This window comes from Sphingopyxis selenitireducens (assembly GCF_051550705.1).
Taxonomy (GTDB): Bacteria; Pseudomonadota; Alphaproteobacteria; order Sphingomonadales; family Sphingomonadaceae; genus Sphingopyxis.
In genome coordinates this window covers 1,045,366-1,060,911 of sequence record NZ_JBPULG010000001.1, presented here as the reverse complement: position 1 = coordinate 1,060,911, position 15,546 = coordinate 1,045,366, and the positions used below count along the sequence as shown (strand labels likewise).

At 65.1% G+C, this 15,546-nt stretch carries 8 protein-coding genes; 3 read left to right on the top strand and 5 right to left on the bottom strand.

Going from position 1 to position 15,546, the window contains the following annotated elements; genetic code table 11:
• The first annotated feature begins 90 nt into the window (after positions 1-90).
• From ACSYDV_RS04885 to ACSYDV_RS04875, 3 genes are all read left to right on the top strand, one after another.
• Positions 91-2,970 (top strand): M16 family metallopeptidase, encoded by a 2,880-nt coding sequence (locus tag ACSYDV_RS04885; protein ID WP_438322611.1) that lies wholly within the window; start codon positions 91-93, stop codon positions 2,968-2,970.
• Between the two features lie 25 nt (positions 2,971-2,995).
• On the top strand, positions 2,996-3,298 hold the full coding sequence (locus ACSYDV_RS04880; RefSeq protein WP_438322610.1) for a hypothetical protein: 303 nt from the start codon (positions 2,996-2,998) through the stop codon (positions 3,296-3,298).
• Positions 3,299-3,495: 197 nt separating this feature from the next.
• Complete coding sequence (locus tag ACSYDV_RS04875; RefSeq protein ID WP_438322609.1) at positions 3,496-4,689, top strand: multidrug effflux MFS transporter; 1,194 nt, start codon at positions 3,496-3,498, stop codon at positions 4,687-4,689.
• Between the two features lie 40 nt (positions 4,690-4,729).
• On the opposite strand, the gene ACSYDV_RS04870 is transcribed toward ACSYDV_RS04875, so the two are convergent.
• From ACSYDV_RS04870 to ACSYDV_RS04850, 5 genes are all read right to left on the bottom strand, one after another.
• Complete coding sequence (locus ACSYDV_RS04870; protein WP_438322608.1) at positions 4,730-6,271, bottom strand: amino acid permease; 1,542 nt, start codon at positions 6,269-6,271, stop codon at positions 4,730-4,732.
• Between the two features lie 106 nt (positions 6,272-6,377).
• Positions 6,378-8,549 (bottom strand): penicillin-binding protein 1C, encoded by a 2,172-nt coding sequence (gene pbpC, locus ACSYDV_RS04865; protein WP_438322607.1) that lies wholly within the window; start codon positions 8,547-8,549, stop codon positions 6,378-6,380.
• Positions 8,550-8,782: 233 nt separating this feature from the next.
• The gene (locus tag ACSYDV_RS04860; protein WP_497198767.1) at positions 8,783-14,623 is read right to left on the bottom strand and encodes an alpha-2-macroglobulin family protein; all 5,841 of its coding nucleotides are present in this window, start codon (positions 14,621-14,623) and stop codon (positions 8,783-8,785) included.
• Positions 14,624-14,777: 154 nt separating this feature from the next.
• Positions 14,778-15,155, bottom strand: a complete 378-nt coding sequence (locus tag ACSYDV_RS04855) for a histidine triad nucleotide-binding protein (protein WP_438322606.1) — start codon at positions 15,153-15,155, stop codon at positions 14,778-14,780.
• A gap of 26 nt (positions 15,156-15,181) precedes the next feature.
• A complete protein-coding gene (locus ACSYDV_RS04850; RefSeq protein WP_438322605.1) occupies positions 15,182-15,511 on the bottom strand; it encodes a phosphoribosyl-ATP diphosphatase in 330 nt (109 codons plus the stop codon).
• Between the last annotated feature and the right edge of the window lie 35 nt (positions 15,512-15,546).

Below are 15,546 nucleotides of genomic sequence, written 5' to 3'. Positions count from 1 at the left end.
CGAATATAGCCGTCCTAAACCACTGATACAGTGCCGACCGGCACACCGTCATATGCGGGCGTCCACGCCCGCCGTTCCGAGAGGATATCCATGCTCCGTTTCCATCGTTTCGCCGTGGCGCTTGCGCTGTCCACATCGCTTGTCGCCGCGGGGCCAGCGCTCGCCAAAGCGAAGGCGGCCAACCCCGCGCCGATCGCCGACCTCGTGAAAGCGGTCGATATTCCCTATCAGGCCTTCACCCTCGACAACGGGCTGCGCGTGATCGTGCACGAGGACCGCAAGGCACCCGTCGTCGCGGTGTCGGTCTGGTATCGCGTCGGGTCGAAGCATGAACCCAAAGGCAAGACGGGCTTTGCGCATCTGTTCGAACATCTGATGTTCAACGGATCGGAAAATGCCCCCGGCGATTTCTTCGAACCATTGCAACAGGTCGGGGCCACCGATTTCAACGGGACGACCTGGCTTGATCGGACCAATTATTTCGAAACCGTTCCGACCGGCGCGCTTGATCGCGCGCTGTTCCTCGAAAGCGATCGCATGGGGCATTTGCTCGGCGCGGTGACGCAGGAAAAGCTAGATAACCAGCGCAGCGTCGTCCAGAATGAAAAGCGTCAGGGCGACAACAACCCTTATGGGCTGCTGTGGTACGAGGTTCAGGAAAATCTGTTTCCCAAGGGCCACCCCTATCATCACAGCACGATCGGCTCGATGGCGGACCTCAACTCGGCAAGCCTTGCCGACGTGAAGAAATGGTTCACCGACAATTATGGTCCGAACAATGCCGTGCTGGTGCTGGCGGGCGATATCGATGCCGCCACCGCCAAAGTGAAAGCGCAGCAATGGTTCGGCGATATCCCGCGCGGCCCGGCGGTGCAGATGCCGGCGGCATCGGTGCCGACGCTGCCCGCGCCGCTCGCCAAAGAGGTCAAGGACCTGATCCCCACCACGCGCATCTATCGCATGTGGACGATCCCGGGGCTCAACGATCCGGAAGCGGTGCCGCTGCAAATGGCGATGACCGTACTTGGCGGCCTGTCGTCGTCGCGCCTCGACAATGCACTGGTGCGCAAGGACCCGATCGCGGTCAGCGTGTCGGCGGGGGTTCAGCCGTTCGAGGATGCGGGCATTTTGCTTGTTCAGGCCGATGTGAAGCCCGGGGTCGATCCGGCGCATGTCGCCAAACGGCTCGACGAAGAAATCGCCGCCTTCCTCGCGAGTGGGCCCACCACTGATGAATTGCAGCGCGCGGCGGCCAGCCATCTGGGCGGCGTGATCGGCGGGCTCGAAGCGGTCGGTGGTTTCGGCGGCAAGGCCGTGGCGCTCGCCGAGGGGGCGCTCTATTCGAACGATCCGGCTTATTATAAGGTCGAACTCGACCGTATGGCCAAGGCCACCCCGGAGCAGGTGAAGGCGATCGCCGGAAAATGGCTGTCGCGTCCGGCCTTCTCGCTGACCTATACTCCCGGCGAACGCACCGAGGGCGGCGAGAATCGCGGCGGTGCGGTGACCACGGGCAAGGCGCGTGATGTTGCCGGGCCCAATCATTACTGGAACCCGGCGCTTGGCGATGTCGGTCCCGACACCGGCATCGGCACATCGATCGCCGACCGCTCGCAGCTCCCGACCGTGACCGACCTCAAGGCGCTGGATTTCCCCGCCATCGAGCGCGCAAAGCTCAAAAACGGCATCGAAGTCGTTTTCGCGCACCGTGCGACGGTGCCGACGGTCAATGTCGCGGTCAGCTTTGATGCTGGCTATGCCGCCGACCCGCATAATGCGCTGGGCACCCAGTCGCTGATGCTCAGCCTGATGGACGAGGGCACCACCAGTCTCGATTCGATCGCGTTCGCCGAGGCGAAGGAGCGCCTCGGTGCGCAGATCGGCGGATCGGCCAATGCCGACGAGACTGTGTTCAGCCTGTTCGCGCTGAAACCGAACCTCGCGCCGTCGCTGACCTTGCTCGCCGACTATATCCGCAACCCGGCGTTCGACGCGAAGGAACTGGAACGGGTCCGGGCGCAGCAACTCAACCGGTTGAAGGCCGAACTCAACAATCCGAACGCGATCGCCTCGCGCGTGTTGATGCCGGCGTTGTACGGGCCGGATCATCCCTATGGCATCCCGCCGTCAGGTCTGGGCGACGCGAAGGCCGTGACCGCGGCGACGCGCGAGCAGCTCGCGGCCTTTCATTCGACATGGTTCCGGCCCGATACCGCACGGATCTTCGTTGTCGGTGACACGACGCTGAAGGATGTGACGAAGCAGCTCGACGCCGCGTTCGGCCAGTGGAAGGCTCCGGCGGCTGCAAAGCCGGTCAAGCATTTCGAAATCGCGATTCCGCAGCCCAAGCCGCGCATCCTCCTGATCGACCGGCCGAAATCGCCGCAGTCGGTGATCCTTGCGGGCAAGGTATTGGATGCGAAGGGCGGCGACGAACTGGAAGTGCTGCGTTCGGCGAACGATATTTTCGGCGGCAATTTCCTGTCGCGCTTCAACATGAACCTACGCGAGACCAAGGGCTGGTCCTATGGCGTGCGAACGCGCGTCTCGGGCGAGAAGGACCGGTTGAGCTGGGTCGTCTCGGCGCCGGTTCAGGCCGACCGCACCGGCGATTCGATCAAGGAACTGCAAAGCGACCTCAAGGCGTTCCTCGGCGACAAGGGTGTGACCACCGAAGAATTGCAGCGCACGATCAACGGCAGCGTCCGGGAGCTGCCGGGCAGCTTCGAAACTTCGGGTGACGTGCTTGGGGGCCTCCGCTCGATCGTCAAGTTCGGCCGCCCCGACAATTATTATGAAACGCTCGCCGCCACTTATGAGGCGATGACCGCGCCCGAGATCGACGCGGCGGCGCGCAAGGCCTTTGGCGGCGACGATCTGGTCTATGTCGTCGTCGGCGATGCTGCGGTGGTAAAACCGCAGCTTGACGGATTGGGATTGGCAGTGGAAACAGCGACACCCGCTAACTAACATCAGTTTCAGTAGGAGAGTTTGCATGTCTCAAGTCGATGGTAGCTATGATTGCATCACCAAGTCGCCGATGGGTGACCAGAAGTCGGTTTTCACCGTCAACAGCGACGGCGGCAGCTTCACCGGCCAGAATGCCGGCGGCATGGGCTCGCTCGATGTCGAAAATGGCAAGGTCGACGGCAACAAGCTGACCTGGACCATGAATATGAAGGTCCCGATGCCGATGACGCTCGAATGCGAAGCGACGGTCGATGGCGACACGCTGACCGGCACGATCAAGGCCGGCGCATTTGGTTCGATGGCGATGAACGGCACGCGTCAGGCCTGATCGCCCACGCAGCCGGGAAATAGCAGGGGCCGTTCCGCAGCGCGCGGGGCGGCCCTTTTGCTTGAACTGCATAGCATTGCACTGCCGTCTTTGCCTCTTGGGGGCTATCCAAAACGGCGCCAGCGGCGCATAGCCTCGCTGCAATGCACAATTCATCCGAAACTTCACAACGGTCGGGCCTTCCGGGCGATCGCGAAATGGTGTTCATGATGGCGATGGTCATGGCGCTCAACGCGCTCGCCATCGACTCGATGCTCCCCGCGCTGCCGGCGATCGCCGACGGGCTGGGCGTGCTCGTCGCCAACCAGCGCCAGCATGTCATCTCCATCTATCTGCTCGGCGTCGCCTTCGGATCGCTCGTCTACGGCCCGCTCTCCGATCGCTTCGGGCGCAAGCGCGTGCTTGTCGCGGCACTATGGGCCTATGCGGTGCTTGCGATCGGCTGCGCGCTCGCGACGAGTTTCCCGATGCTGCTTGCGCTGCGTTTCGGCCATGGGCTGGTCAGCGCGGCGCTCGGCGTGATCGTCGTCGCGGTGATCCGCGACCTGTTCGTCGGCGATGCGATGGCGAAGCGCATGTCGCTGATCTTCCTGGTCTTCATGATCGTGCCGATCATCGCCCCGGCGATCGGTGCCGGGGTCGCGGCGCTGGCCGGCTGGCGCGCGATCTTCATGCTGTTCGCGGTGATGAGCCTCGTCATGCTCATCTGGCTGCGCCGCCTCCCCGAAACGCTCGACCCCGCCGATGCGCGGCCGCTGGACCTCGGCACGGTGGTGTCGGGCTGGCTGACGGTGACGCGGCACCGCCGCGCCGCGGGCTATATGATCGCCTCGGGCCTCATGCAGGGCGCGCTGTTCGGCTATCTCAACAGCAGCGAACAGATCATCGCCGAGATATTCGGCGCCCAGCCGCTGTTCCCGCTCGTCTTCGCGTGCGTTGCCGTCGGCATCGCGATCGCCAATTTCTCCAACGCGCATATCGTCGAGCGTTTCGGCGCGCGGCGGGTGTCGCAGACCGCGGTCTTCGCCTTCATGGCGACCTCGATCGCCCAGATTGCAGCGGCGTCGAGCGGCAGCGAAACGCTGACGATGTTCACCCTGTTGATGATGGTCAATGTCGGGCTGATCGGTTTCATCAGCAGCAATTTCGGGTCGATCGCGATGGAGGATTTTGGCCATATGGCCGGCGTCGCATCGTCGTACCAAAGCTTTGCCAAGATGCTGCTCGCGGCATCGGCAGGAGCGTTTATCGGCCAGCAATATGACGGCACCACCCTGCCGCTGGCCTATGCCTTCCTTGGCTGTGCGGTTTCGGGATTGCTGCTGGTGCTGTGGGCCGAGCGCGGCAAATTGTTCACCCGGCCGGGCACCGCACCCAAAAGCCCTTACTGACCGGCGGGCAAAAGAAAGGGGGCCGAAGCCCCCTTTCCGATTAGTCCTTGAACGACGGCACCGGAGGAACCGGCGGCGGCGGCGCATCGCTGTCATCCTCATGCACTTCGACATGGCCCAGGCCGACATGGCTGCGGCGGCGGCTGTAACCGAAGTAGACGAGCAGGCCGACGGCGGCCCAGATCAGGAAGAGCATGATGCTCTTCGTGTCGAGGTTGAAGAACAGGTAGATGCAGCCCGCAATCGCGATCGGCGCGGTGAGATAGATCGCCGGGGTGCGGAACGGACGGTGGCGGGTAGGGTCGGTACGGCGGATCACCATCACCGCAATCGAAACGGCGGCAAAGGCAAAAAGCGTGCCCGAGTTGGAGATGTTCGCCAACTGCCCCACGGGGAAGAAGGCGGCGAACAGCGCGACCGCCACACCGGTGATGATCGTGATCACGTGCGGCGTATTGAACTTTGGATGGATTTTCGAGAAAGCCTGCGGAAGCAGACCGTCGCGGCTCATGACGAAGAAGATGCGGGTCTGGCCGAACATCATCATCAGGATGACCGACGGCAACGCAAGACCGGCGGCAAGGCCGATCAGATTGCCGACCTGGGGCCAGCCGATTTCGCGCAGCGTCCACGCCAGCGCTTCCTTCGAGCAGACCACCGCCTGATCGCCCATGGCGGCGCAGGCCGCAGCGAGTTCGCGGCTGCCGGGTTCGAGCGCATGGCCCGCAGCGGCGTCGATACCGACCGGCTGCGCGCCGACCGAACCGATGACGCCAGCGGCGACGAGCAGGTAGAAGATGGTGCAGATCGCAAGGCTGCCGATCAGGCCGATTGGCATATTGCGCTGGGGGTTCTTGGTTTCCTCGGCGGCGGTCGAGACTGCGTCGAAGCCGACGTAGGCGAAGAAAATCGACGCGGCGGCGGCGCCGATGCCGCCGATCCCGAGCGGTGCGAAGGGCTGGAAATTCTCCATATTCATCACCGGAACGGCAAGGATGACAAAGAGCGTCAGCGCCGCGACCTTGATGACGACGAGGAAGGCGTTGACCGTCGCGGATTCGCGCGTGCCGATGACCAGCAGGGTGGTCACGAGCCCGGCGATGAACATCGCGGGCAAATTTATCATCCCGCCGTCATAGGGCCCGAGCACCAATGTTGACGGTATGTCGACGCTGAACGCATTTTCGATCAAACCGACGACATAGCCCGACCAGCCGACCGAGACGGCGCCCGCCGCAACGGCATATTCGAGGATCAGCGCCCAGCCGACCATCCACGCGATGAGTTCGCCCATCACGGCATAGCTATACGTGTAAGCCGAGCCCGACACGGGGACCATCGAGGCCATTTCGGCATAACAAAGCGCGGCAAAGGCGCAGACGAAACCGGCGATGATGAAGCTGATCATCATGCCCGGGCCGGCCTTTTGCGCGGCCTCGGCGGTCAGCACGAAAATACCCGTACCGATGACGGCGCCAATCCCCAGCATGGTGAGCTGGAAGGCGCCCAAAGTTCGCGTCAGCGATTTTTTTTCGGCTGTCGCCAAAATGGCATCTAACGGTTTTACCCGGTCAAATATCATAGAGAATTTTCCCCTTGTGGGGCGACCGTCAACGGCGCCCTCTCCTGGCGGCGCAGACTAGCCGCTCCACCCGTCAGCGCAACTTAATTTCGTGGGGCGGCACCGCTTACCGTACCGTAAAGCGCACCCGGTCGATCATCCGCCCGCCGGGATCGACGAGCGTCAGCATATGGATTCCCGGGCGCGGCAGGATTTGCTGGCCCGCATCGGCGTCGCCCAGCACCGTCTTGTCGAGGATCAGGCGGTGGCCGGCGACCGAACCGCTGACGCTGACCGCCAGCCGCTGGCGGTCGACCGGAATATCGGGATCGAGCGCATAGACGCTGCCGCTGACCGGGCTGGTGATCCGCGGGCGGCGCGCGACGGGCGGCGCGGCGGCCATTTCGCTCTGCGCGGTGCCGCGCACGAAATATTCGCGGCGTGGCGGCTCGCGGGTGCCGGGCAGGCTGATCTGGCGTGTCTCGACGCCGTCGGGCATCGCCGGTGGCTTGCCGGGGCTACCGGCATGGAGCGCGAGCATCACGTCGCGCCATACCGGGGCGGCGCCCGATGTGCCCGACACGGCGCGCATCGAATCGCCCTCAAGATTGCCGACCCACACCGCGACGGTGAAACGGTCGGACCAGCCGACGCACCAATTGTCGCGCATTCCCTTCGATGTCCCGGTCTTGGCGGCCGCCCAGAATGGCAGGCGGAGTGCGCTGTCGGAACCGAAGGCATCGGCGCGGGCGGACGCGTCGGCCAATATATCGCCGATGATGAAGGCTGCCGCCGGCTGGACGATCTGGCGCGTCTCGCCCGCGGACTCGTTCAGCGCGAAATGCACCGGCGACCAGCGACCGCCGTTGGCGAAGCTGCGAAAGGCGTTGGCTTGTTCGACCAGCGAGACTTCGGCCGAACCGAGCGCGAGGCTGAAACCATAGAAATCGCCATCCTCGATGAGGCCGTGATAGCCCAGCGCCCAAAGGCGGTCGCGAAATTCCTGAACATCGTCGATGACCAGCGCGCGCACGGCAGGGACGTTGAGCGAGCTTGCCAGCGCGTTGCGGACACTGACCGGCCCCTTGAAGCTGCGGTCGTAATTTTTGGGGACATACAGCCCGGAGGCGGTGTCGAGCTGAACCGGGCTGTCGTCGAGGATCGAGGCGGCGGTCAGCCAGCCGCGTTCGATCACCTGCGCGTAAAGATGCGGCTTCAGCGTCGATCCGGCCTGCCGCCGTGCATTGGCGCCGTCGACCGCGGCGGCGGTCGATTTCAGGCCGACGCCGCCGACATAGGCGAGGACTTCGCCGGTGGCATTGTCGAGCACGACGACCGCGCCATCGCGAACGCGGTCGGATCCGAGGCCTGCGAGCTGGCGGCGCAACGCGACGATCGCGGCGGCCTGAATGCGGCGGTCGATGGTGGTCGTGACGCGTTTGCCCGGCTGGTCGAGCAGGCGGACGGCAAGGTGGGGGGCGAGCGCGGGATCGAGTTCGGCGATGCGCTCGCCCGACACGAGCGTCGCGGCGGCGGCGCGGATCTCGCTGCAATCCTTCGCCCCTCCTTGATTGGATTGCGCGACGCGACACGCGCGGCGGCCGAGGGCTTTGGCGCCGGCGGTCGGATTGGGGAGCAGGCCCGCGAACAGGGCGGCGTCGGTGCGGGTCATTTCGGCGGGGCGCTTGCCGAACAAGGCGCGCGACCCCGCGCCGATCCCCTGCGCTTCGCCGCGCAAAGGCACGAGGTTGAAATAGGCCTCGAGCATCTCTTCGTGCGACCAGTTTGACGCGAGCGCCTGTCCGGCGCGCATCTGGCGGATCTTGTTCAACCAGTCGCGCTTGCCCGGCTGGGCGAGTTCGGGGGCGAGAAAGCCCGCAAGCTGCATCGGCAGCGTCGAGGCACCGCGCGAGCGACCGCCGGTCAGGCGGGTGCGCGCCGCGCTCGCGACCGCGAGCCAGTCGACCCCACCGTGCGACCAGAAACGCCGGTCCTCGGCCTGCACCACCATATCGCGGACTGCGGGGCTGATATCCTTCAATGCGACCCACGCGAGGCGGCGACGCTCGAAATTGACGCGCTCGCTGTCGAGCAGGCGGCCGCTGCGGTCATAGAGCCATGCTTCGCTGGGTTTCCAGTCGGCACGGACGGCGGCGTACTCGGGCATTACCGGCGGGCGCGTGAGGAGGTGCGCGATGGTCGTCAGGATGAGGAGGGCGAGCGCAGCCCATGCGAGCGCGTCAACCCAGCGTTTACGAGGAGGTCCGCTTCCTCCAGCCGTCTTCGATACACTCATCATGCTGAACTTGTTTCAGCATCCATGGCCGGATTTTGCCTTCTGCGCCGCGTGGGGCGCAAGGGCAGGCCGCGGACCCTGAAACAAGTTCAGGGTGACGAAGATTAAAGAATGTTGGCGGAATCCCTCAATTCCCGTTTGCATCGAGCGAAGTCGAGATGCCCATCGGTCGTGCACGCCTTGGGGGTGTCTCGACTTCGCTCGACACGACCGGAAAGAAGGCGGCCGGCCGGGCATCACTGCCCGACGCTTGCCACCGTCAGCGGCGTATTCGGCCACTGGCCGCGGATCGCAGGCGAATACATCGCCTCGACCCGCGTTGGCGGCAGGGTGAAGCGGCCCGATCCGTTGAGGCGGACGACATATTCGACGGCGTGCGTCCCAGCGGGCATCCAGCCGAAATAGCCGCGCCAGCTGTCCTTGCCACGCTCGACATAGCTTGGCTGCGCGCCCGATCCGCTGGCCTGTTGGCCAAGCATTTCGGACTGGCCGCCCAGATTGCCGACGATCGTCGCGCCCGGGGCGACCGGATCGTTGATCACGACCCAGGTCCGCCCGGCCGCCGCAACGACCTCGATCCGCACCTTGATCACGTCGCCGCGCGTCAGCCGGTTCTTGTCGGCTGCCTTGACGATGCTCACCGACCGCTTGATCCGGTAGCCCGCGTTGAGCGGTTCCTTCAGCGGCACGGCTGCCTTGACGCTGACCGTCGCCCATGGCGTGCCGGTGCCGTCATGCTTCAGGCTCATCGTTGCGGCGGCCAGCGCGACGCGCAGCGGCGAGATCGGCTCTGCCGGAAGCGGCCAGCTTTGCGACGCGGTGGCGCCCGCCAGGCTAATGTTGGTGACGCCGGTGATCGCGCTGGCGGGATACAGCTCGGCAAAGCGGCGAACGGTGGTGGCGCCCCACGCATTGGCGGGGGTGGTGTCCCAATGCCCCTTGCGCTGGCGCTGGGCGATGCCGACCATCAGTTTTCCGGCATCGTCCTCCCAGCCCTTGCGGCCGAGAACGGCTTCCAATGCCTTGATCGCCATTTCGTCGCCGCTGGTCATCATCCACCACGGCGCCTTGGCATCGTCGACAAGGTCGAGACGCGTGCCTTCGTAAACGAGCCGCTTGCGCAGTTCAGCCTCGGCCGCGGTGCGCAGGGCGACGGCATTGCGTACCCCCGGTGTCCGCTCGATCGCGACGAGCCAGTCGGCGAGGGTGCCGGTGGACATGTCGATCGGGGCGACGTCGATCGCTGCGACAAGGCTCGCGCTCGACGCATTGTTGCGTGCGAGCGCCGCCAGCGCGGCGATGCGGACCGGGCGGATGTCATAGGGGCCATAGCCCTTGCGGCTGAGGCGCCCTTCGATCACCGCCTGCAACGCCTTGACCATCTTCGCCTTGGACGTTTCGGGGATCGCGAAACCGTTCGCGGCGGTGATCGCCAGAACATAGGCGGTGAGTTCGGGCGAGCCCGTCATCTGGTTGTTCGGCCAGTAACGCAGCAGGCCGTCGTCATCCAGATAGGTCGGCATGGCTTCCGCGAGCGACTGCCAGCGCCCGACATCGCCGAGTGCGATCGCGCGCGAGGTCGACTGTTCGAAGCAGTTGTACGGATAGATCGCCATATAATCGCGCACCCCGGCGAGCGGTGGTGCGAGCGTGCCGGCGAGTGCGACATCGACATAGCCGCCGGGCAAGGCGCCGGCCGGGATGGCGATCGGCAGCGTCGTGCCGGGGCCGACGCGGAACAGGCTGGCTGCCCAGGTTTCGACCGGGACCGCCGGCTCGACGATCTGTTCGAAGACCAGCCGGTCGCGCTGCTTGCCGCCCTTGGCGACCGCCTCGATCGTCCACTGGATCGGTCCGGTCGCTTCGGGGGCGACCATCGACCAGCTGACCGGCACCGCGCCGCCTGCCGGGATGGTGACGGTCAGCGGAGGGGCGGTCGCGATCGCGGGCGCCAGCGTCGGGGTCGCCGTGACCTCCATCGGCTTGTCGGTGCCGTTGCGCAGCGTGAAGCGCGCATCATAGGTGTCGCCGGTGCGGACGAGTTCGGGGAGCCCGGCAAAGACCGCGAGATCCTGCACGGTGCGGATGCTGGTTTCGCCGGTGCCGAAATATTGCGCGCCGTCGGACGCGATCGCGACGAGACGGAAGCTCGACAGATTGTCGGACAAAGGTACGTCGACCATCGCGCGGCCTTTGCTGTCGAGCGGGACATTGCCCTTCCACAACAGGACCGGGCGGAAGTCTTCGCGGGCGAGCCCCGAAAGATCGCCGCCGCCGCCGCCGCCGGGTTCGAGCGCCTTGCGGCCATAATGCCGTTTGCCGACCACCTGCATCTGCGCGGTCGAGGTCAGCACGTCGAGCGTGCGCTCACCCATCATCGCGTCGATCAGCTGCCAGCTCTCGTTCGGGGCGAGCTGGAGCAGCGCCTCGTCGACTGCGGCAAAGGCGACGTCGGCGCTTTTGGGCGTCTTGCCACCCGGGGTCTTGACCTCGATCGCGACCTTTGCGGTTTCGCGAACCGCATATTTTTCCTTGTCGGCCTTGACCTTGACGCCCAGCTGATGGCCTTCCCAGCCGACCTTGATGCGCGCAATGCCCATGCGATAACTTGGCTTGGCAAGATCGACCAAGGCGGTCGGGGGAGCGCCCTCGCTATTCTCGATCTGGAAACCAACCGCGCGCTTCATCTGGCGGAACCAGCTTTCCTCGCCGGTGACGCGCCCGCGCACCGCCATCACCGAGACATAGACGTCGGGGGCATAAGTGGCGGGGAGCTTGACCTGCACGACGGGGTCGGTGCCCTTCAAAGGCACGACGAAGCTCGACAACACGCCTTCGCGTTCGACGGTGACGAGTGCGGTCGCTTCGCGGAACGGCATGCGGACCTGGAAACGCGCGGTTTCGCCTGCGGCATAGCGCGGCTTCTCCGCGATCACGTCCATGCGGTCGCCATTGTCGCCGCCGAACCACCAGTCGTCGTCGCCCGCGAGCCATACCGAGCGCACGGCGCGCGCTTCATTGCCGTCGGCGTCGGTGGTCGTCGCGACGACGGTCACTTCGCCCGAGATGCCGGGCGCCATCGCGCAGCTCGCGCGGCCAAGCTTGTCCGTGGTCGCGGCGCACGTCGTGGCGAGCCTGGTCGTGCGCATCTGATTGTCATAGGCATAGAAGCCGCCGATCAGGCGCCGCCGTGCGGTGATGATCTCGCGATTATAGAGCGCGACCGAGACGCGCTGGCCCGACAATGGCTTGCCGTCGAGGTCGAGCGCCACGAACTTCAGGCGCAGATCATTGTCGCGCATCATCCAGCCGTCGGTCTTGAGCCCGAGGCGGACGGCCGACGGATAAAGCGTGATCCGGCGGCTGCTGGTCAGCGTCTCGCCATTGGCATCGGCATAGTCCATTTCGACCGCCATCAGCGTCGGCTCGGTGATCGGCTGGTCGACCGTCACGCTGGTCGACGCGGTCCCGTCTGCGCCCAATGTCAGCGGCATCGAGCGCGCAAGCGGCATCTCGGCGGCGGGCTCATCGCCGCTGTCGTCGAGCTGGACGACGCCTTCCTTCACGGGCTGGCCGTCGAAATCCCAGTCGCGATAATCTTGCGGAGGCGACCAGCTCGGGCGGAAATTGGTCCGCAGTTCCACCGGCAGGTTCGGCGCGGGCCCGCCCGAGAGGTAGCCGACGAACAAGGACAGCGGCACCGCAGTCGGCCGCACCGGGGACACCTTGGGTCCAGTGACGGCCGCTTTCATCGTCGGCAGGCGATACTCGTCGACCCGAACCGATTGCCCAGACCAGATGGTTTTATCTTCGCCATCCTTGTCCTTGGTGACGAAGACGAGCTCGTAATCGCCCATCGGCGCCGACGCGGGAACGTTCCACAATGTCTCGCCGCTGCCGTTTGCGGTGATCGCGAAGGGCATTTCAAATTCGGTGTCCGATCCGCGATGGACGAGGCGCAGCTTGCCCGCCATCGCCTTGGGAATCTGGAAGCCGAGGCCGATCGGACGACGCAGGATATGCTTCATATTGACCGTCTCGCCCGCCTTGACGAGCGCGCGGTCGAAGATGGTGTGGAGAATGTCGTTCCGCTCCGACCAGCCATAGGGCAGATCGAAGTCATAGGGACGGATGCCATTGCCCCAGTCGGTGAGGGTGAAGCTGAAATCATCGCCCGCGCGCGCGCTGACCATCAGCGCATGGCCCTCGCTGTTCGCGAGATCGGGTTTTTCCTCGCAGCTCGCATAGGTTTCGGGCTGGGGCAGTCCAGACGGGAAGGCAAGACGACCCGCCTTGTCGGCAACCCCGCGCGCGATCAGACGGCCGGTGCAGCTGTCGGTGACGCGGATTTCTGCGCCCGCGACGGGCAGGCCCTTGTCGAGCGAGGTCACCCACGCAAGCGAGCCTTCGCGGCCCCATTTGAAATGCACCGCCATATTGGTGACGAGAGCTGCGGTCGCGACATAGCGCGTTGCTTTGCGGCCGAGCAGCGTCGCGCCGAGTTCGGGGCTGGCGATCTCGACGACGTGGAATCCCTTTTCGGTCAGCGGGATTCCGATGACTTCAAATTCCTTTCCGCCGCCAGGGGGCGTCAGTTGCAGGTCGCGGCGCTCGCCGCCCGCAGGCGCGCCCGTAAACACCGATTTGGTGCCGGTGTAGTTGACCGTGACCTCTTTGCCGGTGCGGTCCTTTTCCTCACGATAGTCGGTGTCGTCGGCGTCATCGACGCGCTTTAGCCAGCGCGCGATCGCGGCATCGTCGTCCCCAACTTTCAGCGCGGTCGCGGGCATTTTTAGATTCGACTGGACCATCGTCCCTTCGACCCCGCGCACGGTGACGGGCAGGACGCCGCCCTCGCTTGCTTCCAATATACCGAATTCGGCGGCGAATTTGACTAGCGGGGGGGCGCGGTCGATGTGGAATTTCAGCGGGAAGTTTGACTGGTTGGAAAGCTTGCGGCCGCTCTGGTCGGTTACGTCGGCTGGCAGCACCAGCGTTGCGTCGACATTTTGCGGCAGTGGGCCGGTGAAGCGAACCTGCGTCAGAAACGCGTCATTTTTGTCACTGTCGGCAATCCTGGGCGTCAGCTTTTTGCCGTCGGCGGTGTTGAGCGACGCGGCGAGCGCCGTATCGCGCGCGATCGGCGCGGCGAAGGTCAGGATGACGTCCTTGATCGGGTTGCATCCGGCCTGCGGATTGACGCGGTTGCACGACATTTTCGCCGTGAAGGCGGGGCGCACATCATAGTCGAAACGCTGGTCGCGCCCGGCCGTGCGTGCCGGAACGCCGGCCTGCGAAATGCGCGCATCCCAGACGAGCGCCATGTCGCGCCCGGGAGGGAGGGGGCGGCGGCATTTGACGGGAACTATGCGGTCGAGCGCGGCTTTGCGGTCGGCGCCCGCCGCAGGCAGGCGCTGCGGCAGGCCCGCGTCTTCGGTGAAGGACTGGCGCGACCAGTTATTGTCGCCGAGTCCCGTGAGTATCTGCGTCGCGGTTTCGCTCGGCAGCACGTCGAGTGGAATCTTCTCGCCGATCCCGTCTACCGCGCAATAGCCATAGCGGCCGACCGAACTGCGATCGGCGGCGACATTGGTGGCAACGAGGAAAATCTGATTCTCTTCGATTCCGCCATACATACCGCCCGCAAGAACGGCGCGCGCCGAGGGACCGCCGGTGTCGAGCGCGAAACGGCTGTTGCCGACAACATTGACCCCGCGCGCAGTGGTCAACCCGTCGCGAAGTTCGACATGGCAACGCAGCCCGCCGGGGAGCGGCTTTTCGAATTCGAGCACCCAGGTGCGCGTGTCGACCCAGCGGCCGTCGGCGGGGAGCTTGCAGTCGTTGGTTGCGGGTGCCTTGGCACGCGGATCGCCGAGAGGCACCATGTCTTCGGAAAAGCGCAGGGTGAAGCGGCTGATCGTGCCTTCGCCGGTACCACTGCTCCCCGGGGTGGCGAGCGTGACCTGCGGGGGCGTATCGCCGCCTGCCGCCGCCACGGCCATGGCGAGGGGGATGAGCAGCGCCAGCCGCATCTTGCCGGTCAGGCGGCCACCGAGCCCGTGCCACATCGATGCCATTAATCGTCTCCCCGCTTTTCGAGCGTTGGTCTATCCTGCTGGAAACAGGGGTGTGAGTCCACCGTGCATCGTGCACGACTAGCCGCAATGGACCGATATGCTGTGACAGGGATTACAGGCGCGGGTAAATCCCGACGGGCACCCCTGCGAGGGTTCAGCGCACGAGCATCGGTCCGAGCGGCTGTCCGGCGAACAGGTGGACGTGAAGATGCGGGACTTCCTGATGACTGTCGGGTCCGACATTGGCGAGCAGGCGATAGCCCGGAACGACCAGGCCATTGTCGCGCGCGACCTGACCGACCGCGCGGACGAAGCCTGCGATCTCGGCGTCGCTCGCGCGCTCCGAAAAATCGTCCCAGCTGACATAGGGACCCTTGGGGATCACCAATATGTGCAGCGGCGCCTGCGGGTTGATGTCGTGGAAAGCGAGGGCGTGATCGTCCTCAAATACTTTCTTGCACGGCAGTTCGCCGCGCAGGATGCGGGCGAAGATATTGCTGTCGTCATAGGGGAGGGTCGCGTCGATCGCCATGGGGGCTCCTGTTGCTGACGGCTGGATTATGAACGGCTGGCTTTTTCGGTATGCCCCGAGGTGCCGTGGCGCCGGTCGATCTCGGCGGCGACGTCGGCCCAGGCGACCCCGCGTTCGGCGAGCAGGACGGTGAGGTGAAAGATCAGGTCGCTGGCCTCGCCGATCAGGGCGGGGTCGTCTTCGCTCATAGCGGCGATCACGGTTTCGATGGCTTCCTCGCCAAATTTCTGGGCGATCTTGCCGCGGCCCTTGGCGGCGAGGCTGGCGACATAGGAGGCCTCGGCCGAACCCGCTGCGAGCCGGTCGTGGACGACGGTCTCGAGCCGCTCCAACGCTTCGCCGATTGCCTTGCTCATTCCGACTGTCCTTTCGCCCGCGTGCCTAGCGTCCG

What these genes read in the sequence shown, in the direction of transcription:
- ACSYDV_RS04885 (WP_438322611.1), top strand. Translation starts at nt 91, where the DNA reads ATGCTCCGTTTCCATCGTTTCGCCGTGGCGCTTGCGCTGTCCACATCG.
- ACSYDV_RS04880 (WP_438322610.1), top strand. Translation starts at nt 2,996, where the DNA reads ATGTCTCAAGTCGATGGTAGCTATGATTGCATCACCAAGTCGCCGATG.
- ACSYDV_RS04875 (WP_438322609.1), top strand. Translation starts at nt 3,496, where the DNA reads ATGGTGTTCATGATGGCGATGGTCATGGCGCTCAACGCGCTCGCCATC.
- ACSYDV_RS04870 (WP_438322608.1), bottom strand. Translation starts at nt 6,271, where the DNA reads ATGATATTTGACCGGGTAAAACCGTTAGATGCCATTTTGGCGACAGCC.
- pbpC (WP_438322607.1), bottom strand. Translation starts at nt 8,549, where the DNA reads ATGATGAGTGTATCGAAGACGGCTGGAGGAAGCGGACCTCCTCGTAAA.
- ACSYDV_RS04860 (WP_497198767.1), bottom strand. Translation starts at nt 14,623, where the DNA reads ATGGCATCGATGTGGCACGGGCTCGGTGGCCGCCTGACCGGCAAGATG.
- ACSYDV_RS04855 (WP_438322606.1), bottom strand. Translation starts at nt 15,155, where the DNA reads ATGGCGATCGACGCGACCCTCCCCTATGACGACAGCAATATCTTCGCC.
- ACSYDV_RS04850 (WP_438322605.1), bottom strand. Translation starts at nt 15,511, where the DNA reads ATGAGCAAGGCAATCGGCGAAGCGTTGGAGCGGCTCGAGACCGTCGTC.